Raw genomic sequence first — 25,249 nt, 5'->3', positions numbered from 1 at the left:
TCAAAAAAAGCCTCGCAGCGTTATATATTGCTGCGAGGCTTTTTGTTCTTTACGATTTAATGGTATTCATATCCCCATCTGGCTGAAGGAGTTGGAAAGTATCATTAACTTGCCGCTGGTTTTGCTTACTTCTGTATACTAGCAGCAGTAAATAACTGAAAACACCGAAGAGGCAAGTAATAAAGAAAGCATGTGACAGGGCGATATAGAGATTTAACCTTGTGAATATAATCATTGCCCCAGCAATGACCTGTAATGAAACTAGAATTAGGCAAATTATCCAGCCCCAATATAGGACCCGTTCCGATTTATATTGCTTTATCGTTAGCCAGGTTATATACGCTACCCATAAAAATATCAATCCTGCTGCTGCTCTGTGCCCCATTTGGACCCACTCGTAAATATTGTCAGGAAGAGAGAAAACACCGTTTGAGCAAAGCGGCCAGGAAGGACACACAAGACTTGCGTTCATATGCCTTACCAGGGCGCCGGTATATATGACAATATAGCTGTAAACAGAGATGCCAATAATATGGAATGCCATTCTTGTATCGATTATTACTCTTTCTGCGTCAAACTTCTTATCAATTTCAAATATAAGTAAGGTTAAAAGGAAAACAGCCGCGAATGAAATCAACGATATCCCGAAATGGAGAGCCAAAACAAAATCCGATTGTCCCCATAAAACAGCGGCAGCACCAATCAACCCTTGCAGGACGAGAAAAGCAAACGACAGAGCGGACAGGAACTTTGTTTCCCTAATATGGCCTATCGCACGCCAAGTCCAAATAGAGAGAATTAATACCATTAAACCGACCACACCCGATACGACACGGTGGGCAAGTTCGATGACTAACTCCGGTGTGATATCACCTGGAACGATTTCCCCGTTGCAAAGCGGCCACGACCTTCCACAGCCCATACCGGAATCTGTTTTGGTTACCAATGCTCCGCCAAGCAGGATAAAGATCATCCCGATAGTTGTAGCCACCGAAAACCACTTCAACGAACGCTTCAAATCTTTCACCTTCTTAAAATAGTTCAAAAATTTGTCATAAAATAAAACAGTAAGTATAATGAGTGGGGATGTACCCCCTATACATAATAGCTGAGGAAACAAAAAAAGAACAGAATAAATGTCGAAAGAAAATCCGGATACCTTTTACCATCCGATCTACTTAAATGAAAGCATAAAAGTTGAAGGGCAAGCAGTAAATTCAATATAGTAAAGTAAAGTGCGAATTTTCTTTCAATAATATCTTTTTTCAACACACCATTATTTTACTATTATAAAACACTATTGTTGTTTACAGCCTTTTAAAGGGCGGACGCCTCCAAAAAACATCACTTGATAAAAAGCTGAACTATAAAAAGGCTCAAAACAGGCACTTTTCCATTATCTTATTTATTATGCTCCGAAAATAAAAAATGCGGAATGATGCAATGACTATATGAAAAATAGTTATATTAAATTCAAAAAAAGTTCACAAAAAAGCCTTTAAGTGTGATTTAATATACAGAGAAAGCGTATTTAAATATTTATATTTTTGTAATTAACCTTTTTACTATAGAAGGAAAACAAATAGGGGCTTTGCTTTTTATGCAGGCATGAAGGAGGAAGAAGAATGTCCAATCCGAAGGCATACAGTGAGGCTTCGATTAATCAAAGCAGCCTTGATAGGTCATTGGTATTTAAAGATTTTCTGGCCTTAATTAAAATTGGAATTGTAAATTCAAATATGATAACAACGTTTACTGGGTTATGGCTTGCACTGGAATTTTCGGGCATGCATTTCCTGGAAAACCTTGATATAGTTTTTTTCACACTTGCAGGATCATCCCTTATTATAGCGGGATCGTGTGCAATCAATAATTTTTATGACCGGGACATTGATCCTTTAATGGAACGGACAAAAAGCCGGCCTACAGTTAACGGAACCGTACAGCCCATGAAAGTCTTATGGCTGGGAATAGCGCTTATTACACTTGGGACCATCTCGTTGCTGTTTACAACAGTTACTGCTGCAGTCATCGGCATCGTTGGGGTTTTTAGTTATGTCGTCCTTTATACGATGTGGTCAAAGCGACAGTTTGTTTCGAACACGATTGTAGGAAGTGTATCCGGCGCAGTACCGCCACTGATTGGCTGGGCTGCTATTGACAGTAATCTGGACCCGGTTGCATGGGCGCTGTTTGCACTTATGTTTATCTGGCAGCCGCCGCATTTTTATGCTCTTGCAATGAGAAGGGTGGAAGAATACAGGGCAGCAGGCATTCCGATGCTACCGGTTGTAAAAGGATTTGGAACTACTAAGCTCCATATAGTCCTTTGGGTTGCTGCACTGCTTCCAATACCACTTTTCCTGACTTCCCTTGGAATCCCGTTTCTAGTGCTGGCCACCTTGCTTAATATTGGCTGGTTAGCATTGGGGATTTATGGATATATGATGAAAGATGATATCAAATGGGCGAAGCTTATGTTTGTGTACTCGCTGCAATACGTGACAATCATATTTACAGCGATGGTCATTGTAACAGTCATTTAGTTTCGCTACGGGGTGCTTCCCTGCTGCGGGGTGAAGCGCCCTGTCAACAAACTTAATACGAAAGAGGGGTTTGATTAATCTATGAAAAGGCTTGCGAATTGGCGCTTGGTATCAATTTTTTCAATGTTGGCGCTATTCCTATCGGGCTGTGGAAAGCCATTCCTGTCCACACTGCAGCCTGCGGGAGAAGTTGCGGAAATGCAATACGGATTAATGAAGCTCAGTACCGGTATCATGGTAGGAGTTATCCTTGTTGTGACAGTACTGTTCGTTCTAGTGTTGCTTAAATTCCGCCGTAAAAGTGAAAATGAAATTCCGAAACAAGTTGAAGGAAATCACACACTTGAAATCGTTTGGACTGTTATCCCAATCTTATTGTTATTAATTTTGGCTGTCCCTACTGTATCAGCTACTTTCAAGCTTGCTGATGTTTCCGAAGCGGAAAAGAAAAATTCGGATGCGCTCGTTATCAATGTACGTGCGAATTTATACTGGTGGGAATTTGAATATCCTAACCAGAAAATCGTTACGAGCCAGGATCTTGTCGTGCCGACAGATGAAAAGGTTTACTTTAACCTTAAGGCTTCCGACGTTAAACATTCCTTCTGGATTCCAGCAGTTGGGGGGAAGATGGATACAAACACGGACACATTGAATAAATTTTGGCTGGAATTTGACTCGCAGAAAGCCAATGAAGCTGGAAACCTCTTCTATGGTAAGTGTGCAGAATTATGCGGACCATCACATGCTTTAATGGATTTCAAAGTAAAAGCAGTTTCACGCAATGAGTTCGATAGTTGGGTGACTGCAATGCAGGATGTAAAGGAACCTGCTGCGGCAACTACTGCTGATGCACAGGCTGGCCAGGAAATTTTCAATCAAAGCTGCCTGAGCTGCCATGCTGTCACTCCAGCAAACACAACACCTGAAGCAGCTAGGATGGGGCCTAACCTGACTAACTTTGGTGACCGGGAGCTTGTGGCCGGTATTCTGCCACACGATAAAGAAAACTTGAAAAACTGGATCAAAAACCCTGAGAAGTATAAGCCGGGCAATAAAATGACTGGCCAATATGGCAAGTTAGATGAAAAGCAGCTCGATCAGCTTGCTGAATATTTGATGGGATTAAAAATTCAGGAATAACCGGGGAATGGTGGAAAGGGAGGTAAAACTGTGAGTACCTACGCTCAAAAAAGGGGTTTCGGGGCAGTCTTATGGGACTATTTGACGACTGTCGACCATAAAAAAATTGCAATCCTTTATTTAATAGCTGGCGGATTTTTCTTTATCGTCGGCGGGCTGGAAGCGATGGTTATCCGCATTCAGCTAGCTGTACCGGACAATGATTTTGTCAGTGCAGGGTTATATAATGAAATTTTGACAATGCATGGGACAACAATGATATTCCTTGCAGCAATGCCTTTATTGTTTGCTTTTATGAATGCGGTTGTACCATTGCAAATCGGAGCGCGCGATGTTGCGTTTCCATTCTTGAATTCACTTGGATTCTGGCTGTTTTTCTTTGGAGGAGTATTCCTGAACCTTTCCTGGTTCATGGGCGGCGCTCCTGATGCCGGCTGGACTTCATATGCATCACTTTCGATTTACAGTGAAGGGCATGGCATTGATTTTTATGTGCTGGGTCTCCAAATATCCGGTTTAGGTACCCTAATTGCCGGTATTAACTTCCTGGTCACAATCATTAATATGCGCGCACCTGGCATGACTTATATGCGTATGCCGCTGTTTACATGGACAACATTCGTAGCTTCAGCACTTATTCTGTTTGCGTTTCCTCCATTGACGGTAGGTTTGACGCTGATGATGTTTGATCGGCTGTTTGGCGCCAACTTCTTTGATGTTGCAAATGGGGGCAACACTGTCATTTGGGAACATTTATTCTGGATTTTCGGACACCCTGAAGTATATATCCTTATACTTCCTGCGTTCGGTATCTTTTCTGAAATTTTCTCAATATTTTCAAGGAAGCGCCTATTCGGGTACTCCTCGATGGTTTTTGCAACTGTCTTGATTGGTTTCCTTGGCTTCATGGTTTGGGCTCACCATATGTTCACAACAGGGCTCGGCCCGATTGCAAACTCTATTTTCGCAGTTGCAACAATGGCAATTGCTGTGCCAACGGGTATTAAAATCTTTAACTGGCTCCTTACGATGTGGGGAGGAAGCATTAAATTTACAACACCAATGTTATATGCAGTTGCATTTATCCCAAGCTTCACTGCAGGTGGTGTAACTGGTATCATGCTTGCGTCTGCAGCACAGGACTACCAATACCATGATACTTATTTCGTTGTTGCCCACTTCCACTATGTTATCGTTGGTGGTGTCGTATTAGCCCTTTTGGCTGGTACTCATTTATGGTGGCCAAAAATGTTTGGAACCATGCTTAACGAAACATTGGGCAAAATTACTTTCTGGCTGTTCTTAATCGGCTTCCATTTGACCTTCTTCATCCAGCACTTCCTTGGCCTTTGGGGCATGCCTAGAAGGATCTTCAAATTCTTGCCAGGACAAGGGCTGGACGCAGGAAACGCAGTGAGTACGGTGGGGGCGTTCTTGATGGCCGCCGGCGTTATTGTACTGCTTTATAACATCATCATGACACAAGTGAAGAATGTTCGGGTTGGCGCAGATCCATGGGGAGATGGCAGAACACTCGAGTGGGCTGTTGCTTCACCTCCACTGTTCTACAACTTTAAGCAGACTCCGCTTGTTCGTGGGTTGGATGCTCTATGGCTTGAAAAAATGGAAGGCAAAAAAGGCATGATGCCCGCAGAACCAGTCGGTGATATCCATATGCCGAATTCATCATTTGTACCGTTTGTGATTTCACTTGGTTTGTTCATTGCAGCATTTGGTGCAATGTACCAGTCAGGGGATGATCCAAAGGCCTGGGCAATCCCGGTACTAGTTCTGGGTCTCCTTATTACATTTGGCTCCATGCTATTCCGTTCTATTAAAGATGATCATGGATTCCATATTCATAAGGAAGATCTTGTTGATGAGGACGATAGGGGGGTAAAGGCATAATGCAAGCTGAAGAAAAAATGACGTACGAAACATGGCCTTCTTCGCCCGAAAAAGCAACCCTTGAAGGAAAAAATAAATTTTTAGGCTTCTGGCTATTCCTTGGCGGCGAGACAGTATTGTTCGCTTCGCTGTTCGCAACCTATTTGGCGCTGAAGGATAAAGTTCCAGATGATTCCCATAAACTGGCACAGGATATATTCGACTTGCCACTTACATTTGTCGCGACGATGCTGCTTTTGACCAGCTCATTGACAAGCGTGTATGCAATGTACCATATGAAAAACTTTGACCATAAAAAAATGATGATCTGGCTTGGTGTTACAGTTGCACTTGGTGCGGCATTCCTTGTCCTGGAAATTTATGAATTCCAGCATTATGTTCATGCTTATAAGCATACCTTTACAAGCTCTGCATTTGGATCTTCATTTTATGCGCTTGTCGGATTCCACGGAGCACACGTGGCCTTTGGCCTTGCCTGGATTCTATCGCTTATGATCCGTAATGCGAAAAGGGGCCTAAGCCTGTACAATGCTCCTAAGTTTTATGTGGCTAGCCTTTACTGGCACTTCATTGACGTAGTTTGGGTATTTATCTTTACAGTAGTCTACTTAATGGGAATGGTGGGATAAACTGATGGCTAATCAAAATGTGAACTCAGGGAACCCCAAAATTGATCTTAAATATCGGAAGAAGAAAAGCAAAGAGGAAATGCGTTACCAAATTATCTCATTCTCGATGATGCTATTTCTTACCTTTATAGCATTTGGGGCTGTTGGAGTAGGATTTTCATCCTGGTTTACCGTTCCGCTAATTGTTCTCCTTGCGGTTATTCAGGTAATCTTCCAGCTTTACTACTTCATGCATATGAACCATAAAGGACATGAAATGCCAGCTATGTTCCTATACGGAGGCCTAGCTGTTGGCTTGCTTACCATCCTGACATTCCTAACCATAGTTTGGTGGTAACAAGAAAAGCGGAAGCGCCGTTTTATTTCAAAACAAAATAAAAAAAGAAAATCGGCGCAAGCCGATTTTCTTTTTAGAACAATAGCAAGTGCTTTGCTTACAGATTCCTGCAGGTCTATAATATAGGGGAAATCTATTAAATTGAGGTGAAAGACGGTGCTTAGTTTAAACATATTTGGTTTTCAAGCGCTTTGGAGCCCGTATTTCTTACTATTTATTTTGGCAATAATCGCGGGTTATTTTTTGATAACCGTAAAGTTCAGAGGGAAAATTGAAGGAAGCGAGCCTTTAAGGATGGGCCAGGCAGGTTTCTTTGTTACTGCCATGGCATTATTGTACGTAATTAAGGGTTCACCGCTGGATTTACTAGGCCATATTACGTTTTATGCCCATATGATCCAAATGGCAACACTTTATTTAGTAGTCCCGCCACTTCTGATTTTTGGAATACCGGAATGGCTTTGGAGAGTTATCTTAAAGATTCCAGTTTTTGGAAAGTTGTTTTCCGTCGTGACCAAGCCACTAATCGCATTAATTGTTTTCAATGGAGCATTTTCTTTTTATCATATCCCGCTTATTTTTGATACAGTAAAACAATCAATTTGGATGCATGCGGGAATTACTTCTTTGCTCTTTATTCTTGCGATTTTTATGTGGTGGCCAATTGTCGCTCCGCTAAAGGAATACCAAACCCTTTCTGGCTTAAGAAAAGTGGGCTATATTTTTGCTAATGGTATATTGATTACACCTGCTTGTGCACTGATTATCTTTACTAACACACCGCTTTATGCAACATTCTCAGACCCGCGAGCCTGGGCGAAGGCTCTGGAATTATGTGTCTCACCTACCTTGCTTGCCGGACTCGATTTAAGCGGGCCTCAAATGTTCAGCTCGATGTCGCTTCTCGAAGACCAGCGGCTTGGCGGTGTATTGATGAAAGTCATTCAAGAAATTGTATACGGAATCGCGCTGGCAAAAGTGTTCTTCCAATGGTATAGGGATGAGCAAACCGGCATTGATCCAGAACCAGAACCTTTCCCTGCAGAATAAGGTCCCAGTTGGGGCCTTGTTTTTCGTTTGGAAATTATAAATTTCGCAACTGTGGATAACTTTTAAATTTAGTTTGTCTTCGTCTAGCTCTACCGCCTATCGCCTATCAAACTTCAGGCCTCCTCCCTACGATAAGTCATGCACGAATGCGCTATCGCTCTTCGTGATTCCTTTATCCCACTCTTAAGGCTCAGTAAGCCTCCTCCGTCGGCAACTGATCCTAAAGGTCCGATTCGTTCAACTAACCATCAGCAAAAATCGCTGATGGAAGTTTCACTTTATCTCAGTCGAAGTCCCTCCATTTATTACGGCGATGAGCAAGGCGCTTGCGCTTTTGTTTCTTGCAATCAATCAAATTATTCGTGGTTTTTATAAGAAGAAATCACCCATATACAGGGGTTAGGCTTAATCCTTTATCCCTAAATAACTGGCAGTAATGCATATAGTAATTTAAGAAGCTTACCTTTATAATTGAAAAAGCACGGAGGCTCGTCTAAACTTATAGTAGTACATAAGATTGTGAGGACAAATACAAATGGAGCATTCCCTACCTATTCTCCCAACTATCAGCACTACCTTCATTGTGCTGAGCGCTATTCTTGTTGCAATTGGCTGGTATCAAATTTCCAAGCGAAAGATTGAAGCGCATAAGAAGACTATGTTCTTTGCTGGTGTGGCCGCACTGATTTTTTTCATTATTTATGCATCCAGAACCATCTTTATCGGCAATACATCCTTTGGCGGGCCAGATGATATAAAAATTTATTATACCGTCTTTCTAATATTCCATATTACGTTGGCAACTACAGGTGCTGTTCTTGGAATAATTAATTTTTATACTGGATTTAAAAACAAGCTCGCCACACATAAAAGGCTTGGGCCGATTACAAGTATTGTCTGGTTTTCCACGGCGATAACTGGAGTTGCAGTTTATCTGCTTTTGTACGTATTTTATACAGGCGGGGAAACAACATCTGTCATTAAAGCAATTTTGGGAACATAACAAAGACGGGCCACTCGGCAATCGAGTGGCCCGTTTGTTATAAATTTGAGGTACGGTCTGTCAGTCAGAGCCTGAAATTGAATTTAATGATTCCCGCTTCCCTCGCCGCGCTTATACTTATGACTATAATAGGTCCAAATATAATTCCTATTACTCCTGCCATTTTAAACCCGATATACATAGATGCGAGTGTTGCCAACGGGGAAAGCTTTAAATAGTTTCCAAGCATTTTTGGTTCGAGGTAAAGTCGGATTGAGAAAAGGATGGCAGCCAAAAATACGAGTTTAAACGAGATTCCCATATTTCCCGCTACAGCATAGAACAATGCCCATGGTATTAATAGTAACAATGATCCTGCGACTGGAATAAAATCAAATATCCAAATTAAAAATGCGCCGATAATTGCTGCTTCAGGAAAATAAAGATAGAGATATAGAAGAGAAAAAGTGAGAATTACTATACTTACAAGCAACTGAGCTTTCAGGAATCCAGTTATAACATAAAATAGCCTTGATGAGATTATATTGGCCTTCTCAGTTGTAGATGTTGAGAGGTACTGGTAAACTGTTTTCTTTAATGCAGGAATTTCTAACATGAATAAGAATAAAGCGACAAGATAAACGATAAATGAAATAAAAAGGTTCGGGATATTAGTCAGGACTGTTCTGATGGTTTCAATATTTACATATTCCAGCAGTACACCGATGATCGAATAAATAGTATGTTCAATACGAAGTGTTGCCTGGTGGACAAGGGGAGCGGGTAAGTCTTCCAATGCTTTTGTCAAATTCCATTTTGTCTCGGCCCAAAGCTTTGAAACTTGATTTACGTAGGCTGGCACCTCATTAGCCAACGCAAATCCCTCGGCAGCTACCTTTGTTGTTATAAAATAACCCCCAAGAGCAGTTAAAGATAGAAACAATAGGAAAACGAGAAGGACTGACATCCGCCTGCTCAATTTAAGGTGTACACCCATAAACCGAACTGCGGGTTCGAGCAGAAGTGCTGTTAATAGTGACAGGAGGATTGGGGCAGAAGCAGGTATAAGAAAATAGGCAGCAACAACTGCAAGTAAAACTCCAATAATCCGGATGATTCTTTTTTTTGAAAAAAATGTAGACATGCCAATACCCCTTAAAATAAGTGAATACTACAATTATATCCTTTTGAACAAATAAAAAGGAAGGCATATTGAATGCCTTCCGAAATTTCTTAAAGATCAAAGATTTCTATTTCCTCTTTTACTTGGTCTATTAAGTTTTTGCATTGTGTAACCAGTGATGCAGGGAAGTCTTCACCTTCACCATACTCGACTCCATGAGGGTAATAATGCTTTCCAAGAAGTGGAGGCAGAAGCTGTATTACCGCTCGGTGCGCCCCAACATCACCTTCGACAGCGTAACCACGCAGCCTCAAATAATAGATGCTGTCTTTTATTTGAATTTTTTTGTCGTATGTAACTCTTTCATAATCCCATTGGCCCTCACGGACAAGCCCATGCTCAAGCATGATTTCATCCAGCCTGTTCAGGTCCGCTTTCAGGTTTTCAATCCCCGTGTTTTCAAACTTCACTGTTGATATCCCCCTTTAAACATGCATATGCTTTCACATTGGCACGTAATTCATTTTTATAATAGTTTAAAATGTCTTATTATGCAATGAATTCACCTGTTATTAGGTTCAGGTATTGGAATAAATCGAACCAGAAAAACAAAAGATAAGTCAGAAGTTCCTGTCGTAAAAGCGGCAGATTTAGAACGGGAGGAATTATGATGGATAAAGTCAGTGAAATTATGACTACAAATGTTGAAACCTGTTCCCTTCTCGATAATATGTACGAAGTAGCCCTGAAAATGAAAGAATTGAATGTTGGAGCAATTCCAATTGTTGATGAAGGTACACTTGTAGGAATGATTACCGACAGGGATATCGTCATTCGCGGGACGGCTGAAAAACATCCTGGTTCAACAAAAGTAGAAGAAATTATGAGCAAAGAATTAATAACTGTCACTCCTGAGACAACAACTGAGGAAGCATCTCGGCTTATGGCTGACAATCAGGTCAGAAGGCTTCCAGTAGTTGAAAATGGGAAGCTTGTTGGAATTGTATCGCTTGGTGACTTTGCTGTACGTGATATGACAGACAGTCAGGCTAAGAAAGCACTATCGGAAATTTCCGAATCGAATTATAACGGTGTACAGCATTAGAAAGGCGCCTTGACGGCGCCTTTTTATTTTTTTCTATAATTCGCTGGGGCTCTATTTTTTGAAATATTCATGGTGATATAATTAAATGAGAAAAACATATAGTATAGAGAATGAAAGAGAGGGGGGAGGGGTCTGAAGTCCTTAATTCGTATTTTATTTTTTGCAGCGATCTTTTTGGCAGTCGGTTTTTATGTCAGCCATAATGAGACCCCGGAAAAGGACACCCTTATAAGGGAAGAGCCGGTGCCAGAGCCGGCGGACCAATCGAAGCTTGAAAAGCGGACTGGCTACGAAATACCGCCTCGGCCTAAAACCGGGTTATCTACATTAATAGGGAAATCGGCAAAGGCTGTTGAGAAGGTTCTTGGTAAACCAAACCGGATTGATAAATCAAGTTATGATTATGATTGGCATATATACAATGGAAATCTGGATAACTACCTTCAAGTAGGGATTGAGGATGACAAAGTAGTAACCGTCTTTGCAATTGGTTCAGACACTGATGTTAGTCCGTTTATGATTGGTCAGCCTCTCGAAGAAATCTTTGCAGCATTTGCTATCCAGACAGATATACTAATTGAATTTGATGGTAACTCTTATAGGCTTGAGCTGACCGATACTGACGTCAACACTAGACCGCTTATCCAATTTGGAGATATTTACGCACAGCTTTATATTGATAAATTTACTAGTACCCTATCAAGTATTCGCTTCCTTAATGCGGAGACACTTATTAAGCAAAGGCCGTATGAAGTCGCCTACAGGGGGCAATTGATTGAGTCGGAACCTCTAGTGGAGGAAGAGTGGAAGAAAGTAGAAGCAGGCAATGAACAACAGGTATTTGATCTGACAAATGTCCTCCGGCTCCGATTTGAGCTCGAGCCGCTGCAATGGGACGAACGGACAGCACAGGTTGCATATGGGCATAGTCTAGACATGTATGAAACAAACACATTCTCGCACGAATCAGAAAAATATGGCAAGCTGACCGACCGGTTAAAACAGGCAAAGGTAGTTTACCAGACTGCAGGTGAAAATATTGCCGCCAACTACACGGACTCCCCCGCGGCGGTTGAAGGCTGGCTGAATTCTAAAGGACATAGGGAAGCACTGTTAAATAAAGAATTCACACATCTTGGTGTTGGCGTTCACCGGAAATATTATACACAAAATTTCATTCAGAAGTGGCTAGAATAAAGGTTTCCATTGAAACTTAGAACCGATAGGATATTTTCCTTATATTGTATAAAAAAGGGTGGCGGCTGCCATCCTTTTTATACTAGCTCAACCCGATTGGCATGGAAACATTTATCTTGCCAGCTTCCGTATATTTTGACTTGTTCACCTGTAGAGAAATGCTTTATGGCAGCATCCTTAGTAAGCGGGGTCTGGATTCTTACCTTGACCGAACCCGTTGTAGTCCTGACCATCATTTCCTGGACAAGAAGGTAACGGTGATAGTAAAAGCGTTGTTTTTCCTGAGAAAAAGAAATAATCGTCCCCGATACGATCGCTTCTTCCTTTGCAAAGCCAGCCTCACGCCATTTAATTTCATGTTCCTTTGTTTCTTTTATGGAAATCCATAAAAAATAGAGGATAATGATAGGAATTAAAATTGCAGTGACCAAATGATTTCACTCTCCGCTGCTTGGCTTTTTTTCTACGATAAAGAAAGTTCCAGTCGAATGGGCAACTTTTTTTCCATCGCTCCGGAATACCTCGCCACTGACGATAAGCGTATTTCTTCCAATATGGACGGCTTCGGCCCGGCAGCGAAGGTAGTCGCCAATTCCCGGTGCCAGGTAATGTACGTTCAGCTGGGAAGTTACCGCACCATATCCTTCAGGGACAAGAGCGTTTGCAAGTGTACCCATTCCTGAATCGAGTAAAGTGGCCGTAATTCCCCCATGTACAATACCCAGGGAGTTATAGATTAGCGGATTTATCGGAATTGTGACTTCCCAGGCATTATCGTCTGGTACTTTTTCATAATGGAGGAGTCCGCCTATATATGTACCTGTGTTTCCATCTACTTTATCCTTCAACCCGGTAAGAACATGTTTTAAGACATCAAGGTCTTCTTGAGTTGATTTTTCAAGGTATTGCTTTAGCAATAATTCTAGTTCATGGTCCAAAGTTTTTCTCTCCTTTTCTATTAAAAATACTATCACTATTGCATTTATTTTTACAGAGTTAGAAAAGGAAAGATAATAATTCTCCCCGATACAATTTTTTAGCGGTTCTTTCACAAATTCCACATATGGGCATACGGTATTATAGGCATGTTGAGAGGAGGGGATGGACTTTGACGCAAGGAAGGAAGCTGCATCCATCTGTAAGTAAATTCAAGGAGTTTGTGGCGGAAAATCCCCACCTGATCCGAGACGTCCGTAATGGGGATACTACATGGCAGCAGCTATATGAAGAATGGTACCTTCTTGGTGAAGAGGATTCTCGATGGAATAAAAGCAGTGGGGTAAAAAAAGAAGAGGTTGAAGATGATAGTTCTAAAAAGGATTGGATGGGGCAATTGGCTGAGCTGGCGAAGAAGGTGGAACCTGGACAGATTCAATCCCACCTTTACAATTTGAGCCAGGCATTGGGTGCCATACAGGGTCTCATTGGCCAGTTTCAACAACAGCCTATCCAACAAGCTCCGCCATCTGAACCAATCCCCCAGCACCCGTTCCCGTTCCGGAAGGATTGATAGGAGGTCAGTGATGAGGCAGGAAATCAATGAGTATATTAACTCAAGAAAAGATTTACGGCAATTTCTCAGGGAACAGCCCGTTTGGTACCGCAAGCTTTCCCGAAGCCCGGGAGCATTGGATGAGTTTGAAATAGCATCCCTTCACCATTTTGAAAAAACAATTCCGCATCGGGTAGCCAAATTCGCAAATGGGGTACAGATGGCATCCATGATGTTCCATATGTTCCAGTCGATGAAAAGCCCTAGTGGATAAAACGCTTTACGAGGCTGTACATGGCGTATACGCCATTCTACTCAATGATGTTAGCGGCTGTGGCTCTCCCCCGTACCGCTTTCCCTTTGGGTTTTAGAATAATCCATAAGGGACAGGCGTTTTTTTCTGTAACGGAGAGGCTAGCTCTTTTTGGTATAAGTCAAGCTAGCATCCGATCCGTTTATACAAGGAAAGGTAAGCCAACGCCTCTTTTTCAGGTGAAAATTTTTCAAACATTGACTCTCTTGCCTGACGGACTACTTTTTCACGTAAAGGAATATTGTTGACGATTGAATGGATGGCTTCTATGAAGTCTGAAATAGTTTCGTAAAGCCAGCCTGTCTCTTCATGTAAAATTAGCTGCAGGTTGGCTTTGTTTTTTCGCCCTATTACTGGCAAGCCTAATCCCATAGCTTCCATTAATGCAAGCGGCTGGCCTTCGGACAGGGAAGAATTAATGATAATATCTGCGTTATCATATTCTTCTATCATTACTTCGTGGGGAACTGCCCCAACATAGTTAAACCATTTTCTTTGTTCTGCCTGCCTTAGCACCCTTTGATGAATGAACTCATCTAAATTTGCGCCAATTACTGTAAAAGTCATATCAGGATAATGGTGAATTATCTCATCCAGTCCCGGAAGGACGTTTAGGACATCCTTGACAGGCCGCAAACCTGCTGGAAGAAGGATAGAAGGTTTAAGTCTATCTCTTCTTGGAGAGATCCTCCAGGGAAGCCAAAGGCCTTGTGGGATTACGTATGTTTTATTCAACCAGGCAGGGTGGAGCTCCCCGACTTTGTTTTTTGCATCTTCGGTAAAAACAGTAATAAAGTGCGAGCCATTTAAAAATGAGAAGATATCAGAGCTCATGCTGGTTTGTAAATCTACATTTATATCTGTACCACCCATTGTAACGATATAAGGGCGGTTTAAGATAAAATGTTGTTCTTTCGCCCATTTTACAAATCTGGTCGCATGTAAAATGTGAAAGAAATCCGCATGGATTTTTTGCGTACTGCCGTTGTTTTCCTGATAGGTCACCACTGAGGGACGGACACCCGCCTTATTTAGAAAATAGATGAGGCGTTTTGCCGTTGTAGAATTGCCTCTTGGCTGATTAAAATAAGGTGTAAATAATGCTATATTCATAAGCGTCACCATTGAAATTGATACAGAACATGCTGTCCGGTTTAAGTATAATGTATCTGCACGTTTTCATAAATAAACAGTTCAGCCTTATAAAAGGTAAATCCAGGAAATAAATAAGAAAATTTCACCTTTACCCTGTCTTCATGGTAGAATAAGCAATGGAGGTGGGCAAATTTGCTTGCTACTAGCGAAAGAATAGAATTGATCGATTATGCCGATCAGGTGGGCAACATGGTTCTTGAGTCTGATGTTGCTGAATACTATCGGGATTGCCTATATAAATTGCGTACAAGCCAGGAAACGCAAACGAAAATTGCGCGTTTTGTCAAACTGAAGGACCAATACGAGGACGTTCAGCGTTTTGGCAAGTACCACCCGGATTATAAAAGCATTATGAAAGATATCCGCGAAGCGAAGCGTGAGATGGACCTTGATGATCATGTTGCCGAATTCAAAAGGGCAGAAAATGACCTTCAGGCATTGCTGGACCAAATCAGCATGCTGATTGGACACTCCGTTTCAATACATGTCAAGGTTCCAACCGGAAATCCATTCTTTGATTCTGGGTCGAGCTGTGGCGGCGGATGTGGATCGGGTGGAAGCTGCGGCTGTTCCGCTTAATGATGAAAAAATCAGCAGAGCTAAAGGCTTCTGCTGATTTTTTTGTTGTTAATACCATCCATTTGGATTGAAGCGAACGCAATCTACGCATAAATTACCACAGCAAAACATCTTTCTTTGGGGTACGAAGAAGCGGTGACGGAATACAAAGCAATTTTGTTCGCTTCTCACATATATAGTCTCACTGCTCAGTTTTTTGCCTTTCATGGCTGTGGAAGAACAACGGCGAATGCTTCTTTCAAGTATTTCTGGATTAATAGGAGAGGTAATTTTCAAATAGAGGAAAGGGATGCCGGCAATTTTTTTCAGGTCAACAGAGGCAATACTAGGGATTAGGCTGATTTCCTTTAAGAAAGCTGACCAGACTTGTTCCATTTCCATACTCATCATCCTTTTTCTCTTAATTGAAGAGCAAATACTGAACTTATTTCAGTTTTATTTGTTCTGGCAGTCAATAGGATTCTCGGCTATGGCAGGATTGATTTAAATGGCAATAATATGCTAGACTTATAAGAAACATCGTGTAAGAAGGGGAAAATCTATGTTTGGGCAAAGGCAAGGATTGGTGGTTTGGCTCTATACACTGAAGCAGGCCAAAATGCTAAGGCGATTCGGGAATGTTCACTATGTTTCCAAGAAGCTGAAGTACGCCGTCATTTATTGTAATCAAAGTGAAATAGAGACCGTGATGGAAAAATTGAATTCGTACTCATTTGTTAAAAAAGTCGAGCCTTCTTACAAGCCATTTGTAAAGATGGAATATGAGAATTCTGCTCCCGATAAAGCAAAAGAATACGATTATAAAATGGGAATCTAAAGTGAGGGGGCATCCCCTCACTTTTTGTTTTTATATGGTGGGACTTTGTAACTGTCTAGCTCCACAGGGAAGGCTTCGGCAGTATCAGCATAGCACGAAGAAAAAGTGATAGCACAAGGAAAGCGCCCCCGAAATTACATAGCACAAAATAACGCGATAGCGTAATGAGGATTTTCGAGGAGTCCATACGGCGCTGAGCACTAAGGAAAGCTTCCAAGAATAATCATCGCAGGGACACAAAGGAAAGCATCCGTGAATTAGCATCGCAGAGATAGGCTGCTCTTTGCCTGGCTCGAGGCCGTTCTTTGGCCTGTCACGAAGGCGCTTTCGCTTTTCTAGTCTAACGTAGCGGCTGGATGAAATGGTTAAGGCGCAATATCCCAATTAAATACTGAAAATATAAGTCGCGTTCGGCAAACATGCTGCATGGCTTTACTGTCAACTCACAAACGGTTTTGTTCAGTGAAGCTGCTGTCTCCTCAAATAAAGTGTACCGTTTGTTTGGGATCCTTCTCGGGTCGGGGATGCCCTCTCTGCATATATATACTGGCTGAAAATTGCCTTCACTGGCAGGGTTCAGTATGATTGCGAGGGAAACAACCTCTTTTCGGTCTACTTCGGAATAAAGAGCCATCATATGGCGCAATCGGCCGGAGTTCGTTTTTGCAAGCTCGATTAATTCATATAGGTCACCATAGCCATTGCCAAGTTCTACAAAACGCTGAATCACAGGAAACTCTCCTTCGGTTTAGTATATAAATTAACATTAGCATAGATGTCCACGGCAAAAAAGAAAAAACCCCGCAGGAATCCTGCAGGGTCCTTCTATATCCCAAAGGGACAGAAGGCAAAGGGAGAGGAGAAACCGGAGGAAGAACTTATGGGGAAACGTAAGTCTTCTCCGCGGTTGGCAACAACATCCTCAATGATGTTGTTACTGTCATTATCTCCAGTGATGCAATGCTTATACACATTTTTCCACAAAATTTTCAGGAGCGGTCAAATTTCATTTGGGATTTGGCGAGGTCCTGCAAGTATGGTAGGATTATGAAATAGTAAATAGTAATGAGCGGTGATGAGATGAGAGTCGTTTCAGGAACACATAAAGGCCGGCAGCTAAAAGCTGTACCGGGAAGTTCGACCAGGCCTACGACTGACAAGGTTAAGGAAGCAGTGTTTAATATGATAGGACCTTATTTTTCCGGCGGGATGGGCCTTGATTTGTTTGCCGGAAGCGGAGGGCTTGGGATTGAGGCGCTAAGCCGAGGCCTTGATAAGGTTATTTTCATAGACAGGGAGCCGAAAGCTATCCATACAATTAAGGATAACCTAAAAGCCTGTGAATTCGAAGACAGGTCAGAAGTCTACAGAACTGATGCTGAACGGGCATTAAAAGCTGTGAAAAAGCGAGAACTCGACTTTGATTTCATCTTTCTGGATCCTCCCTATAAAAAGCAGCAGCTTGTAAAGATTCTCGAACAGATTGATGCTGATGGCCGGCTGAAGCAGGATGGACTTGCAGTTTGCGAGCATGGCAAGGAAGTAAATTTACCGGATTCGATAGGAAGGCTTGAAAAGATAAAGTCTGAAGTGTACGGTATAATAGCAATCTCTATTTTTTCATATTCCCAAAACCACCAGGAGGTTTAGTAATTTGGCTACCATAGCAGTCTGCCCGGGCAGCTTTGACCCGATTACATACGGGCACCTTGATATCATTCGGAGGGGTGCTAGAGTATTTGATGAGGTGTATGTTGTTGTCCTAAACAATTCTTCCAAAAATCCGCTATTTTCAGTTGATGAACGAACAGAGCTTATACGTGAGGTAACGAGGGATCTACCCAATGTGAAAATTGATTCATTTCAGGGCCTTCTTATCGATTATGCTGAAAAGGTTCATGCTAATGCTATAATCAGGGGCCTACGTGCCGTTTCCGATTTTGAATATGAAATGCAAATTACATCTATGAACAGAGTGCTCAACGAAAAGATTGAAACCTTTTTTATCATGACAAATAATCAGTATTCATTCCTAAGCTCGAGCATTGTCAAAGAAGTTGCAAAATATGGGGGCAATATCCACGAGCTTGTCCCTCAAACAGTAGAAGCTGCATTGAAAAAGAAATTTAATCTTTAATAAAAGCCAGGTGCTGTCTTGCACCTGGCTTTTCATATGGCCTAATAACCTGAATTTCGCTATCAATCGTTTCTCCTTCTGAATAGAATGGCAATATAGATTAGAAGGGAACCAATTGTAAAGAGCGGCCCTGCATATCCGATAAATGAGTGGGCTGATGTTAAGAAATTCGCATTGTTTTGTAAAAGGACTGGTATGGCATCGGAAGGAGCGCCGCTATCCGCAAACCTTGTGTAGATAGGTTCCCAAAGCAAAAAAGCAAAAATGCTGGCGAAAAATCCGTGAATAATCCTCGCGATAAAGAACGGCTGAAAACGGATGTCGGTTTGTGCAAGGATGCTGGCTACCTGGGCTTGAACACTGAAACCGCTGAAGGCAAGTATAAAACTGGTAACCATTGTCTGCTGGAGAAGAGTCGCTTCCTGCACCTGACTCGTTAGCTGGCTGCCCAGGGTGATTTCGAATAGGCCGGAGATAAATGGGATACTGAGCATTTCAGGAAATCCGAACGTTGAAAAAAGGACTTCGATCCCTTTTGCTAAAAATGCTGTTATATGAAGATGGAACAAAATTTTATTGACAACAGAAAACAAGATAATGAACCCGCCGATCATTAACAGTGTTTGGATGGAGGATGTTACGGCATCACCCAGTAATTTGCCAATCGGACGATTGTCCTTAATCCTCGTTCTATGTAGGGCGGCAAGGGCTTCCCTTATTTTTAGCCGCTTATAGCGGCAGCTCCTTGTCATTCGTTCATCCTTTCCATGAAAGCGCATGAGTAAGCCAACACAAAAGTTGCCAAGATAATGGGAAGCGGCGAGAATGAAGCCAAGGTGGGCATTATGGAAAAATCCGACTGAGACCGCTCCAAAGATGAATAAGGGGTTAGAGCAATTTGTGAAGGAAGCAAGGCGTTCTGCTTCAACTCTGGTCAGGCTTCCTTCCTGCCTGAGTCTTGCAGTTAGTTTCGCACCAGCAGGATAGCCAGAAGCCATACCCATCGCCCAGACAAACCCACCCACACCTGGCACCTTAAAAAGAGGCCGCATGAATGGTTCTAGTAGAACTCCGATAAACTTGACAACGCCGAAGCCAATCAGCATTTCGGATACAATAAAAAAGGGCAGCAAAGAGGGGAAAACGATTTCCCACCACATATTAAGGCCTCGAATTGAGGCAGAGAAGGCCTCCTGCGGATATGTAATCAAGGAAGCTGCCATAATGGTAACTGAGGCTGCCAAAAAGATAGTTTTGATTTTTGAACGGAACATATAGGGCCTCCTTAAGGAGAATGGCGGAGTATTTCAGGGTGTTACGGATGATTTGAACAATGTTGCAGTGGCACTGTCAGGAACCGGGCAGGCAAAGCCTTGTCCCTGTAAAACAATATACTCATAGAATATTTATTTAGACCATAAGATTGAAGGAGATTTAATCACGGTATCCACTTTAGAGGAGGCAGCAAGGATATGGCCCCAAAAATCGGCTTGGCGCTCGGCTCCGGCGGGGCGAGGGGGTTTGCCCATCTCGGTGTAATAAAGGTATTCCGAGATGAGGGAATACCTATCGATATGATTGCCGGAAGCAGCATGGGAGCGCTTATTGCATGCTTGTATGGGACCGGCATAGATTTGGATCGGTTTTATAAATTCTCGATTGGGTTTAAACGAAAATATTTTCTTGATTTTGCCGTACCCAAGATGGGCTTTATTGCAGGTAAGCGGGTAAAGGAGTTTATCAGGGTTTTCACCCATAACAAAAATATAGAGGAGCTTAATTTGCCGATTGCCATTGTCGCGACAGATTTGATGAACGGGGAAAAGGTGGTTTTTACAACCGGTCCTGCTGCCGATGCGGTCCGGGCAAGCATTTCAATCCCGGGCATCTTTATTCCTGAAAAAATAGACGGCAGAATTCTTGTTGATGGAGGTGTTGCAGATAGGATTCCTGTTTCAGTCGTAAAAGAGATGGGAGCAGACATCGTCATTGCGGTCGATGTTTCCGGCGTCAAACAAAATGCGGAAATCGATTCGATCTATGATGTAATTATGCAAAGCATAGATATTATGCAGGCAGAACTGTTGGTTAATAGGGAAGTCGCTTCTGACATCATGATCCGCCCTTCAGTAGGAAAATTCAGTTCGCGTGCCTTTACCAATATCGAAGACATCATTAAAATAGGAGAAGAAGAAGCACGAAAACATATCGAACCGATAAGGCAAGTTATTGGACGGTGGAAGGAGCAGCAGTAGATGCGCAAGAAATACCCTCGGATGCCCTGGATCCTTGCGGCGGTCCTGGTTTTGGCAAGCGTTTTTTATACGCTTCCCTATTATATTTCCAAGCCTGGACTAGCAAAGGAACTTGAACCCATTATTGAAGTTGAAGGTGGATATGATGAGGAAGGAAGCTTTATGCTGACAACAGTCAGGATGGGCAGGGCCAATATTTACACCTATTTGATGGCAACCTTCAGTAAATATCAGGTGGTATATCCTCTGGAGGATATACTAAGACCCGATGAAAGTGAACAGGAATACAATCAAAAGCAGCTTCATTTAATGGAAGGATCGAAAGCAAGCGCCATTGAGGCTGCCTATAAGAAGGCTGGCTTGCCAGTGGATTATCGCTATAATGGTGTGTATGTGATGGAAGTCGTTCCTGGAATGCCTGCGGAAGGGAAACTTGAAGTTGGTGACCGGCTGTTGAAGGTAGATGGAAAAACGTTAAAATCGAGGGATGAGTTCATGAAGTACCTTGCTGAGAAAAAAGCGGGGGAATCAATTGAATTGGTCCTTACACGGAATAACAAAGAGAGAACAGTAAGCGTTGATTTAAAAACATTTAAAGAGGATCCAAAACGTGCAGGACTTGGTGTAGCGATTGTTGATGACAGGGAAATCATTGTTGAGCCGGAAGTTGAGATAAAAACGGATGAAATAGGCGGTCCGTCAGCAGGATTGATGTTCTCGTTGGAAATATACAATCAGCTGACCAAGGACGATTTGACAAAAGGATATGAAATCGCCGGAACGGGTACATTATCCGAAGGAATTGTAGGGCCGATAGGCGGGATTGAGCTAAAAATTGTCGCAGCTGACAAAGCAGGAGCCGATATTTTCTTTGCACCAAATCAAAAAGGAGCAAAGGACTCAAATTACAGGGCTGCCGTAAAGACTGCGAAAGATATTGGTACCGAGATGAAAATTGTACCCGTCGATACCTTTGATGACGCTGTCGACTATCTGGAAAAATTAAAGCCTGAAAAAGAGGGGAGATGAAGCCGTTTAGTGCTTCATCTCTTTTATTCGCTTTTAAGGAAACGTGCCGTACTGGGATATCCACTCACATTTTATCCCATGTATATAGGTGGCTGCCTGTACTCAAGTTCAAGCAATCTTTGTCCGTTGCTGCCTGGAATGGCCATCGAGTAAATAGATGCAGCACGGGTATCAAGCTCTATACCCGGATCAGAGAATCCTGAAAGCTTTGATACAAGCTGGATAGGGAAACTTCCTTTCATTTTGTTCAGGTAGCTCCTGCCAGAAGCAGTCATTCCAAGCAATCGCAAATAACCAGGCTGCCCTCCATCACGAACATCCATTTCGCTCTTATTCGCATTAACAAGAATGTGTGTACAGAGACGCTGGATCCTTGTCCATGTATAGCGCTTGGTTTTAGCAAGCTCCATAAAGCCGGCAAAGGTATCTGCCTTCCTTGAGCATTCAGCGAGACGATTTTCGAGGCCTTCCTCGGCTTCATAAATGCCAGCCAATTCACCAGGCCTTGCCTGAAGCAATTTATACTTTAACAAAGGCCAATACTGCTCCCATTGATGCAGACTTCCGTATGTATTTATATATTCCTGCAGTACGCTGGCTGAGGCTGTGGGGATATAGGCTGAGATTGCCGGTATATCAAGGGCATCGGAAAAAAAAGCTTTTCTGATGCTTGTTGCGCTTGCAATATTTGCTGATGAGAAGTCTTCATCGTGGTACTGGGCGTTTTTTCTTTTAACAGTTAAGGGCTTCATGCTGCTGCCCTGATCACGAATGGACTTTACATAATGGAAGCCGAGTATATTATTTGGCTGGGAAAGCGGAATCATACCTTCCGGCCCGTTTAATTCCGAAAGTGCAAGAGAAGCTGCTCGCGGGTAACTGACCCCGGACTTCATATGCTTCTTAATAAAAGAATTAAATTCTTCCTCGTGTTCTTCGAGAAATTCCACTGTGCTAATAAAATTGCCGGCATCACCTGCTTCGCTTCCGAAGCATAAACTTGAACAACCCGCAGCCTGCAAAATTGAAACAGCTCCCGAGGCAAAAATTTCAGCCTTTTGGACAGCGTATTGGTAAGGAATCTCGAATACAATATCCACTCCATTCAAAAGCGCCATTTTTGTACGGGCCCACTTTGAGGCGAGCGCAGGTTCCCCGCGTTGGAGGAAGTTGCCGCTCATCGCAGCAATGACAATATCTGAACCGGAGATTTCTTTTGAAGCGTGAAGATGGTATAAGTGACCGTTATGAAATGGATTATATTCAACTACAATCCCGACAGCATTCACAAGTGGAGCCTCCTTTCTACTGAATTACTTTCTTTCTACTATAAATCATCAATACCACTTAAGTAAAACAGCTCCTGTATGCTATAATGTTTCCTTCAGCTATATTAGGGATAAACTATTTAGGAAGGAAATTAAAATGCTAAAAACACTGATGGCACCTGCAATTTCGGTGTAAAGAAAAAATATTGACAAATAGTATGCATAAAAGTATAATTACCTTTGTTGCCTTGGGGTGATGTAAATGAAATGGACAATTAGCCAACTACAAAAAAACCGCAACAAGGAAATGCTGATTGATGATACAGTGAGTGCGGACGAAATTAGGGAAACTGACCCAACCATTAGGGATGTATCCCCGATTCACGTAACCGGACGGGCTGATATCGGGTCATCGCGTGTGACCTTTCATATCAGGATTAAAGGCCATCTGGTCCTCCCTTGTTCACGGACTCTAGTTGATGTCATTTATCCAGTTGATGTAGAGACAACGGAAACGTTCCTTTTCAATATGTCTGGATATGAAACTGATGAGGAAGCTCACCAGGTTAAAGGCGATGTGGTCGACTTGATGCCTGTCATCAGGGAAATTCTGTTGCTTGAAGTTCCGATGCAAGTTTTCAGTGATGAAGCAAATCCTGAAGGCGCGGCTCCGCAATCCGGAAAGGATTGGGAAGTCGTAAGCGAAGAGGACGTGCGCAACAAAATTGATCCAAGGCTTGCTGGCCTGGCCAAGTTTTTTGACGACAACAAACCATCCGATTCATAATCGGCAAAAAAAAGTAAGCAAGTGAAGAACCAGCAATTTCTGGCCTTCATAACTTTCTTATAACTCTTTAAGGAGGTGGGAAGAATGGCTGTACCTTTTAGAAGGACTTCTAAAACTGCGAAAAGAAAACGTCGCACTCATTTCAAATTAAATGTTCCTGGAATGGTGGCATGCCCAAACTGCGGAGAAATGAAACTTGCTCACCGCGTTTGCAAAGCTTGCGGAACATACAAAGGAAAAGAAGTAGTTAACGACTAATTTTCCGTTCGAACAAGCACAGGGGAGATAATCCCCTGTGCTTTTTTCGTTAAAAAAATTTAATACCGTAAAAATCCATTTAGGATTAATATAAACTAAAGAAATGCGAAGCGAAGGCACTAATTGATTGAAGCGGAAAGCACGAAGACTCGTTCGAAAATGCAAAAAACGCTTTTTCTTCTGCGATGGTTATTCTCAGGAGCTTCCCCTTGTGGAGAGAAAATCATGGAAAAAACTTGTGATTACTATATATAGATTTAATATCTTGTGACGAGACCCCTTTGGACATATGCTGGTAAAGGGGCGATATTTAGGAAAGCTTTTGTTTACATATAATTTTTTTAGCAGGAGGGAACGCACTTGGCATATACGATTACCATGCTCGAAGAAGGGATTCTCTTATTTACAATCGATAGGGAAGAAAAGCGGAATGCGATTAGTTTCGAAGTCCTGGATGGATTAAATCGGTTAATTGAACTTTCTAAGGACGATAAGGTAAAAATAGTCGCGGTTACAGGAACAGGTTCAAAAGCTTTTTGCTCTGGCGGAGATTTGTCTGAGTTTCACAAATTAAAAACTAAAGAGGATGCATATCCAATGCTATCTAAGGCGGCCGCCATTCTTTACTCTCTTGCAACCTTATTGAAACCTACGGTTGCAGTCCTGAATGGGGCTGCTGTTGGCGGCGGCTGCGAACTTGCTTCAGCGTGTGATTTCAGAATTGCAGCAAAAGGAGCAAAAGCTGGATTCATTCAAGGGAGGCAAGGAATCATCACGGGCTGGGGCGGTACATCACTTTTATCAGAAAAGCTGTCAGGTCCTGTTGCAATGAAGCTAGTAATGGATGCAAACCTTCATTCAGTGGAGGAACTGGCGGTAACTGGATTCATAGACAGCGTCTTTGATGGTCAGCCAGTAGATGCGCTCGGCGAATTCTGCAGTGATATGCTTTTAAGAGAAGGAGCAGTCCTAGGAGGATATAAACGTGTCTGGGTAAACAAATGGGAGCGTGCTGGCCTAAAGGTGAGAATTGATAAAGAAGTCGAGTTTTGTGCGGAACTGTGGCAAACAGAAGCCCATCATAAACAGGTGGCTAAATTCCTCGAGAAAAGTAAATAGCAATTCAAAAAATGAGACTT

General features: G+C 42.4%; 30 protein-coding genes. 20 read left to right on the top strand and 10 right to left on the bottom strand.

The window, feature by feature from the left end:
• Window positions 1-49: 49 nt before the first annotated feature.
• A complete protein-coding gene (locus TY16_RS19465) occupies window positions 50-1,018 on the bottom strand; it encodes a COX15/CtaA family protein (RefSeq protein ID WP_043933465.1) in 969 nt (322 codons plus the stop codon).
• A gap of 607 nt (window positions 1,019-1,625) precedes the next feature.
• Between TY16_RS19465 and cyoE the strand changes: the two genes are divergently transcribed.
• The 7 genes from cyoE (at window position 1,626) to TY16_RS19430 (ending at window position 8,616) form a co-directional block, all read left to right on the top strand.
• Window positions 1,626-2,546, top strand: a complete 921-nt coding sequence (gene cyoE, locus TY16_RS19460; RefSeq protein WP_043933464.1) for a heme o synthase — start codon at window positions 1,626-1,628, stop codon at window positions 2,544-2,546.
• Between the two features lie 81 nt (window positions 2,547-2,627).
• Window positions 2,628-3,689 carry a cytochrome c oxidase subunit II gene (gene coxB, locus TY16_RS19455; RefSeq protein WP_043933463.1) on the top strand — a complete coding sequence of 354 codons (1,062 nt, stop codon included), beginning with the start codon at window positions 2,628-2,630 and terminating at the stop codon, window positions 3,687-3,689.
• A 30-nt stretch (window positions 3,690-3,719) separates the two neighbouring features.
• On the top strand, window positions 3,720-5,597 hold the full coding sequence (gene ctaD / locus TY16_RS19450) for a cytochrome c oxidase subunit I (RefSeq protein WP_043933462.1): 1,878 nt from the start codon (window positions 3,720-3,722) through the stop codon (window positions 5,595-5,597).
• A complete protein-coding gene (locus TY16_RS19445) occupies window positions 5,597-6,226 on the top strand; it encodes a cytochrome (ubi)quinol oxidase subunit III (RefSeq protein ID WP_043933461.1) in 630 nt (209 codons plus the stop codon). The genes ctaD and TY16_RS19445 overlap by 1 nt, the downstream gene beginning before the upstream one ends.
• A 4-nt stretch (window positions 6,227-6,230) precedes the next feature.
• Entirely contained in the window at window positions 6,231-6,563 is a 333-nt protein-coding gene (gene ctaF / locus TY16_RS19440; protein WP_043933460.1) for a cytochrome c oxidase subunit IVB, read from the top strand.
• A 156-nt stretch (window positions 6,564-6,719) separates the two neighbouring features.
• The gene (ctaG, locus tag TY16_RS19435; RefSeq protein WP_043933459.1) at window positions 6,720-7,613 is read left to right on the top strand and encodes a cytochrome c oxidase assembly factor CtaG; all 894 of its coding nucleotides are present in this window, start codon (window positions 6,720-6,722) and stop codon (window positions 7,611-7,613) included.
• Window positions 7,614-8,148: 535 nt separating this feature from the next.
• Window positions 8,149-8,616 (top strand): DUF420 domain-containing protein, encoded by a 468-nt coding sequence (locus TY16_RS19430; protein ID WP_043933458.1) that lies wholly within the window; start codon window positions 8,149-8,151, stop codon window positions 8,614-8,616.
• Between the two features lie 64 nt (window positions 8,617-8,680).
• On the opposite strand, the gene ytvI is transcribed toward TY16_RS19430, so the two are convergent.
• Together ytvI and TY16_RS19420 are read right to left on the bottom strand one after the other, a co-directional pair.
• Window positions 8,681-9,739 (bottom strand): sporulation integral membrane protein YtvI, encoded by a 1,059-nt coding sequence (gene ytvI, locus TY16_RS19425; protein WP_043933457.1) that lies wholly within the window; start codon window positions 9,737-9,739, stop codon window positions 8,681-8,683.
• Between the two features lie 89 nt (window positions 9,740-9,828).
• The gene (locus TY16_RS19420) at window positions 9,829-10,188 is read right to left on the bottom strand and encodes a YugN family protein (RefSeq protein ID WP_043933456.1); all 360 of its coding nucleotides are present in this window, start codon (window positions 10,186-10,188) and stop codon (window positions 9,829-9,831) included.
• Window positions 10,189-10,388: 200 nt separating this feature from the next.
• On the opposite strand from TY16_RS19420, the gene TY16_RS19415 reads away from it, so the two are divergent.
• Window positions 10,389-10,823, top strand: a complete 435-nt coding sequence (locus TY16_RS19415) for a CBS domain-containing protein (protein ID WP_043933455.1) — start codon at window positions 10,389-10,391, stop codon at window positions 10,821-10,823.
• A gap of 132 nt (window positions 10,824-10,955) precedes the next feature.
• Window positions 10,956-12,020, top strand: a complete 1,065-nt coding sequence (locus TY16_RS19410) for a CAP domain-containing protein (RefSeq protein ID WP_442853256.1) — start codon at window positions 10,956-10,958, stop codon at window positions 12,018-12,020.
• A gap of 77 nt (window positions 12,021-12,097) precedes the next feature.
• Here TY16_RS19410 and TY16_RS19405 read toward each other — a convergent pair whose 3' ends face one another.
• Window positions 12,098-12,451: a hypothetical protein gene (locus tag TY16_RS19405; RefSeq protein ID WP_043933453.1), complete on the bottom strand. Its 354-nt coding sequence runs from the start codon at window positions 12,449-12,451 to the stop codon at window positions 12,098-12,100.
• A gap of 6 nt (window positions 12,452-12,457) precedes the next feature.
• The gene (locus TY16_RS19400) at window positions 12,458-12,958 is read right to left on the bottom strand and encodes a PaaI family thioesterase (protein ID WP_043933452.1); all 501 of its coding nucleotides are present in this window, start codon (window positions 12,956-12,958) and stop codon (window positions 12,458-12,460) included.
• A gap of 170 nt (window positions 12,959-13,128) precedes the next feature.
• On the opposite strand from TY16_RS19400, the gene TY16_RS19395 reads away from it, so the two are divergent.
• Both TY16_RS19395 and TY16_RS19390 read left to right on the top strand, forming a co-directional pair.
• Window positions 13,129-13,530, top strand: a complete 402-nt coding sequence (locus TY16_RS19395) for a YlbD family protein (protein WP_043933451.1) — start codon at window positions 13,129-13,131, stop codon at window positions 13,528-13,530.
• 13 nt (window positions 13,531-13,543) lie between these two features.
• Window positions 13,544-13,786, top strand: a complete 243-nt coding sequence (locus tag TY16_RS19390; protein ID WP_043933450.1) for a YlbE-like family protein — start codon at window positions 13,544-13,546, stop codon at window positions 13,784-13,786.
• A 165-nt stretch (window positions 13,787-13,951) separates the two neighbouring features.
• On the opposite strand, the gene TY16_RS19385 is transcribed toward TY16_RS19390, so the two are convergent.
• Entirely contained in the window at window positions 13,952-14,938 is a 987-nt protein-coding gene (locus tag TY16_RS19385; RefSeq protein ID WP_043933449.1) for a glycosyltransferase, read from the bottom strand.
• 174 nt (window positions 14,939-15,112) lie between these two features.
• Between TY16_RS19385 and TY16_RS19380 the strand changes: the two genes are divergently transcribed.
• Complete coding sequence (locus tag TY16_RS19380; RefSeq protein WP_043933448.1) at window positions 15,113-15,559, top strand: YlbF family regulator; 447 nt, start codon at window positions 15,113-15,115, stop codon at window positions 15,557-15,559.
• A 48-nt stretch (window positions 15,560-15,607) separates the two neighbouring features.
• On the opposite strand, the gene TY16_RS26360 is transcribed toward TY16_RS19380, so the two are convergent.
• Entirely contained in the window at window positions 15,608-15,940 is a 333-nt protein-coding gene (locus TY16_RS26360) for a hypothetical protein (RefSeq protein WP_155922285.1), read from the bottom strand.
• A gap of 160 nt (window positions 15,941-16,100) precedes the next feature.
• Here TY16_RS26360 and TY16_RS19370 point away from each other — a divergent pair, with 160 nt between their 5' ends.
• Entirely contained in the window at window positions 16,101-16,376 is a 276-nt protein-coding gene (locus TY16_RS19370; protein WP_043933446.1) for a YlbG family protein, read from the top strand.
• 340 nt (window positions 16,377-16,716) lie between these two features.
• On the opposite strand, the gene TY16_RS19365 is transcribed toward TY16_RS19370, so the two are convergent.
• Window positions 16,717-17,106, bottom strand: a complete 390-nt coding sequence (locus TY16_RS19365) for a DUF7147 family protein (protein ID WP_043933445.1) — start codon at window positions 17,104-17,106, stop codon at window positions 16,717-16,719.
• A gap of 350 nt (window positions 17,107-17,456) precedes the next feature.
• Here TY16_RS19365 and rsmD point away from each other — a divergent pair, with 350 nt between their 5' ends.
• Window positions 17,457-18,026: a 16S rRNA (guanine(966)-N(2))-methyltransferase RsmD gene (gene rsmD / locus TY16_RS19360; protein WP_043933444.1), complete on the top strand. Its 570-nt coding sequence runs from the start codon at window positions 17,457-17,459 to the stop codon at window positions 18,024-18,026.
• 4 nt (window positions 18,027-18,030) lie between these two features.
• On the top strand, window positions 18,031-18,513 hold the full coding sequence (gene coaD, locus TY16_RS19355) for a pantetheine-phosphate adenylyltransferase (protein WP_043933443.1): 483 nt from the start codon (window positions 18,031-18,033) through the stop codon (window positions 18,511-18,513).
• Between the two features lie 62 nt (window positions 18,514-18,575).
• Here coaD and ylbJ read toward each other — a convergent pair whose 3' ends face one another.
• Window positions 18,576-19,787 (bottom strand): sporulation integral membrane protein YlbJ, encoded by a 1,212-nt coding sequence (gene ylbJ, locus TY16_RS19350; protein ID WP_043933442.1) that lies wholly within the window; start codon window positions 19,785-19,787, stop codon window positions 18,576-18,578.
• Between the two features lie 198 nt (window positions 19,788-19,985).
• Here ylbJ and TY16_RS19345 point away from each other — a divergent pair, with 198 nt between their 5' ends.
• A complete protein-coding gene (locus TY16_RS19345; protein ID WP_043933441.1) occupies window positions 19,986-20,768 on the top strand; it encodes a patatin-like phospholipase family protein in 783 nt (260 codons plus the stop codon).
• Window positions 20,769-21,797: a SepM family pheromone-processing serine protease gene (locus tag TY16_RS19340; RefSeq protein WP_043933440.1), complete on the top strand. Its 1,029-nt coding sequence runs from the start codon at window positions 20,769-20,771 to the stop codon at window positions 21,795-21,797. It abuts the gene before it with no gap.
• A gap of 71 nt (window positions 21,798-21,868) precedes the next feature.
• Here TY16_RS19340 and TY16_RS19335 read toward each other — a convergent pair whose 3' ends face one another.
• Window positions 21,869-23,086 carry a nucleotidyltransferase gene (locus TY16_RS19335; RefSeq protein ID WP_043933439.1) on the bottom strand — a complete coding sequence of 406 codons (1,218 nt, stop codon included), beginning with the start codon at window positions 23,084-23,086 and terminating at the stop codon, window positions 21,869-21,871.
• A gap of 241 nt (window positions 23,087-23,327) precedes the next feature.
• On the opposite strand from TY16_RS19335, the gene TY16_RS19330 reads away from it, so the two are divergent.
• The 3 genes from TY16_RS19330 (at window position 23,328) to TY16_RS19320 (ending at window position 25,229) form a co-directional block, all read left to right on the top strand.
• Window positions 23,328-23,852, top strand: coding sequence for a YceD family protein (locus TY16_RS19330; RefSeq protein WP_043933438.1), 525 nt, complete (start codon window positions 23,328-23,330; stop codon window positions 23,850-23,852).
• An 84-nt stretch (window positions 23,853-23,936) separates the two neighbouring features.
• Window positions 23,937-24,110 (top strand): 50S ribosomal protein L32, encoded by a 174-nt coding sequence (rpmF, locus tag TY16_RS19325; RefSeq protein ID WP_007086250.1) that lies wholly within the window; start codon window positions 23,937-23,939, stop codon window positions 24,108-24,110.
• 360 nt (window positions 24,111-24,470) lie between these two features.
• Window positions 24,471-25,229: an enoyl-CoA hydratase/isomerase family protein gene (locus TY16_RS19320; protein ID WP_231505649.1), complete on the top strand. Its 759-nt coding sequence runs from the start codon at window positions 24,471-24,473 to the stop codon at window positions 25,227-25,229.
• Window positions 25,230-25,249: the final 20 nt, after the last annotated feature.

The sequence above is a fragment of the Bacillus sp. EB01 genome (genome assembly GCF_000613125.1).
Taxonomy (GTDB): Bacteria; Bacillota; Bacilli; order Bacillales; family Cytobacillaceae; genus Bacillus_D.
This window is presented reverse-complemented; position numbering and strand designations above follow the sequence as displayed.

Coding starts and splice junctions, on each gene's coding strand:
- cyoE (WP_043933464.1), top strand. CDS start 1,626: ATGTCCAATCCGAAGGCATACAGTGAGGCTTCGATTAATCAAAGCAGC.
- coxB (WP_043933463.1), top strand. CDS start 2,628: ATGAAAAGGCTTGCGAATTGGCGCTTGGTATCAATTTTTTCAATGTTG.
- TY16_RS19445 (WP_043933461.1), top strand. CDS start 5,597: ATGCAAGCTGAAGAAAAAATGACGTACGAAACATGGCCTTCTTCGCCC.
- ctaF (WP_043933460.1), top strand. CDS start 6,231: ATGGCTAATCAAAATGTGAACTCAGGGAACCCCAAAATTGATCTTAAA.
- TY16_RS19430 (WP_043933458.1), top strand. CDS start 8,149: ATGGAGCATTCCCTACCTATTCTCCCAACTATCAGCACTACCTTCATT.
- ytvI (WP_043933457.1), bottom strand. CDS start 9,739: ATGTCTACATTTTTTTCAAAAAAAAGAATCATCCGGATTATTGGAGTT.
- TY16_RS19415 (WP_043933455.1), top strand. CDS start 10,389: ATGGATAAAGTCAGTGAAATTATGACTACAAATGTTGAAACCTGTTCC.
- TY16_RS19390 (WP_043933450.1), top strand. CDS start 13,544: ATGAGGCAGGAAATCAATGAGTATATTAACTCAAGAAAAGATTTACGG.
- TY16_RS19385 (WP_043933449.1), bottom strand. CDS start 14,938: ATGAATATAGCATTATTTACACCTTATTTTAATCAGCCAAGAGGCAAT.
- TY16_RS26360 (WP_155922285.1), bottom strand. CDS start 15,940: ATGGAAATGGAACAAGTCTGGTCAGCTTTCTTAAAGGAAATCAGCCTA.
- TY16_RS19370 (WP_043933446.1), top strand. CDS start 16,101: ATGTTTGGGCAAAGGCAAGGATTGGTGGTTTGGCTCTATACACTGAAG.
- rsmD (WP_043933444.1), top strand. CDS start 17,457: ATGAGAGTCGTTTCAGGAACACATAAAGGCCGGCAGCTAAAAGCTGTA.
- ylbJ (WP_043933442.1), bottom strand. CDS start 19,787: ATGTTCCGTTCAAAAATCAAAACTATCTTTTTGGCAGCCTCAGTTACC.
- TY16_RS19345 (WP_043933441.1), top strand. CDS start 19,986: ATGGCCCCAAAAATCGGCTTGGCGCTCGGCTCCGGCGGGGCGAGGGGG.
- TY16_RS19340 (WP_043933440.1), top strand. CDS start 20,769: ATGCGCAAGAAATACCCTCGGATGCCCTGGATCCTTGCGGCGGTCCTG.
- TY16_RS19330 (WP_043933438.1), top strand. CDS start 23,328: ATGAAATGGACAATTAGCCAACTACAAAAAAACCGCAACAAGGAAATG.
- rpmF (WP_007086250.1), top strand. CDS start 23,937: ATGGCTGTACCTTTTAGAAGGACTTCTAAAACTGCGAAAAGAAAACGT.